The sequence below is a fragment of the Streptomyces sp. NPDC050856 genome (genome assembly GCF_040653855.1).
GTDB lineage: Bacteria > Actinomycetota > Actinomycetes > Streptomycetales > Streptomycetaceae > Streptomyces.
In genome coordinates this window covers 1-2,468 of sequence record NZ_JBFAGV010000069.1, presented here as the reverse complement: position 1 = coordinate 2,468, position 2,468 = coordinate 1, and the positions used below count along the sequence as shown (strand labels likewise).

Below are 2,468 nucleotides of genomic sequence, written 5' to 3'. Positions count from 1 at the left end.
TGTCGTGCACACCGACCCGCTCCACCCCGAGCACCGACGCGCACACCTCCGCCAGCACCCGCTCGACCGCGTTGCGCGGCGCCACGTACGCGGCGTCCTCCGTGGCCCAGACGGGGTCCGGCAGCGCCTTGGTGTCGGTCTTGCCGTTGGCGGTGAGCGGGAGCCCGTCCAGCGGCACCACGGCCGCCGGGACCATGTGCGCCGGCAGCGCCTCGCCGAGCCGGGCGCGCAGTTCGGCGGCGTCCAGGACGGTGCCGTCCTCGGGGACGACGTATCCGACCAGCCGCTTGGATCCGGGCCGGTCCTCGCGGACCGTGACCACGGCCTGCTTGACGCCCGGCCGGGCGAGCAGTGCGGCCTCGATCTCGCCGAGCTCGACCCGGAAACCGCGGATCTTCACCTGGTTGTCGACCCTGCCGATGAACTCCAGCGCACCGTCGGCGCGCCGGCGGACCAGGTCACCGCTGCGGTACATCCGGGCGCCCGGCGCGCCGTACGGGTCGGCGACGAACCGCTCGGCGGTCAGGCCGGGCCGGCCCCAGTAGCCGCGGGCCAGGCCCTCACCGGCGATGTAGAGCTCACCGGTGACCCCGGCCGGCACCGGCCGCAGGAAGGCGTCCAGGACGTGCACCGTGGTGCCGTCGATCGCGGTGCCGATCGGCGGTGTGGCACCGCCGGACAGCGGGGCGCTCATGGTGGCGCACACGGTGGTCTCGGTCGGTCCGTAGGCGTTGACCAGGCAGCGGTCCCGCGACCACCGGTCCGCGAGTTCGCCGGGCAGCGCCTCGCCACCCGTCGCCAGGACGGCCAGCGCGGGCACCTCCCGCGGGTCCATGGTGGGCAGGACGGCGGGCGGCAGGAGCGCGTGGGTGACCCCGAAGTCACGGATGACGTGCACGAGTTCGTCACCGGCGAGCTTGTCGCGGGACGGCGTGACGAGGGCGGCGCCGTTCAGCAGGGAGCCGGTCATCTCGAAGACCGCGGCGTCGAAGCTCGGCGACGCGAACTGGAGGGTGCGCGAGTCCGGCGTGACCCGCAACCGGTGCCGCTGGGTGCGCGCGAAGTCGGCCACACCCCGGTGGCTGACCACGACGCCCTTGGGGCGGCCGGTCGAACCGGAGGTGTAGATCATGTACGCGGCGTCGTCGAGGCGGGGCTCCGGCGCCGTGGCGGCGTCCGTCTCGGCGGCGTCCGTCGCGGCGTCGCCGGTCAGCTCGTCCAGGATGAGCTGCCGCTCCGTAGCGGGGATGGCTCCGGCGAGGGAGCGCTGGGTGACGACGGTACGGACGCCGGAGTCGTCGACCATGTACTGGAGGCGGTCGAGCGGGTACGTCGGGTCCATCGGGAGGTAGGCCGCGCCGGCCTTCATCACGCCCAGGTAGGACACGGTCTGGGACGGACCGCGCTCCAGGCAGACGCCGACGAACGCCCCCCGTTCCACGCCCTGTGCGCGCAGTGCGCGGGCGACCCGGTCGGAGCGGGCGTCGAGCTCGGCGAAGGTCAGCCGCTCGTGTTCCCCGACGAGCGCGACGCGCTCGGGGTGCCGCGCGGCCTGCTCGGCGAACAGCGAGACCATGGTGCCGGCGGCTTCGCCCCGCCGCACCGGCCCGCTCAGGACGGCCCGCTCCTCGGCCGGCGTCAGCAGCGGCACGGCGGCGACCCGGCGCCCGGGCTCGGCGACGAGCGCGGTCAGCAGGTGGACCAGCCGGTCCAGGAGCCGCCGGGCGGTGTCCGCGTCGAAGTGGCGCGGGTCGTAGCGCAGGTGGAAGCCGATCCTGGCACCGTCGTAGGCGGCCAGTGTCAGGGGGTAGTTGGTGGCCTCGTTGGCGGTGACGGCCTCCACGGTCAGGCCGTGGGTCCGGGCGCTGTCCTCGTCGACGGGGTAGTTCTCGAAGACGACCAGGCTGTCGAAGAGAGTGGTGTCCGCCGGGAGCCCGGCCTCCGCCTGGACGCGGGCCAGGGAGAGGTAGTCGTGGCCGCGCGCCTCGGACTGCTGGACCTGGATGTCCTGGAGCCATTCGGCGACGTTCTGCTTCGGGTCGACGCGGATGCGCACCGGCAGGGTGTTGATGAAGATGCCGATGGCCGACTCGACGTCCGGCAGGTCGGCCGGCCGGCCCGAGGTCGTCGCTCCGAAGACCAGGTCCGTCTGGCCCGAGTGGGCCGACAGCAGCAGCGCCCAGGCCGCCTGCACCACGGCGTTGACGGTGAGCCGGTGCCGTTTGGCGAAGTCGTGCACCGTGTCGGACAGGTCGGCGCTCAGGTCGTCCACGAGCCGGGCGGTCGAGCGCGCGGCGCGGACGTCGTCGGGGGTGCGGTCGTAGGGCAGGGGGACGGGTGTGTCGTAGCCGGCCAGGACCTCGCGCCAGTAGGCGTGCGCGGCCTGGGTGTCCTGCCGGGCCAGCCAGGCGTGGTAGTCCCGGAAGGCCGGACGGGCCGGCAGCGCGCCGCCCCGGTAGGCGGTGAAC

The 2,468-nt window shown here is 74.2% G+C and carries 1 protein-coding gene; it reads right to left on the bottom strand.

All coding sequences use genetic code 11. The features are described 5' to 3' along the window. The coding region (locus AB0H53_RS29055; RefSeq protein WP_362119638.1) for an amino acid adenylation domain-containing protein at positions 1–2,468 on the bottom strand (2,468 nt) is incomplete at both ends.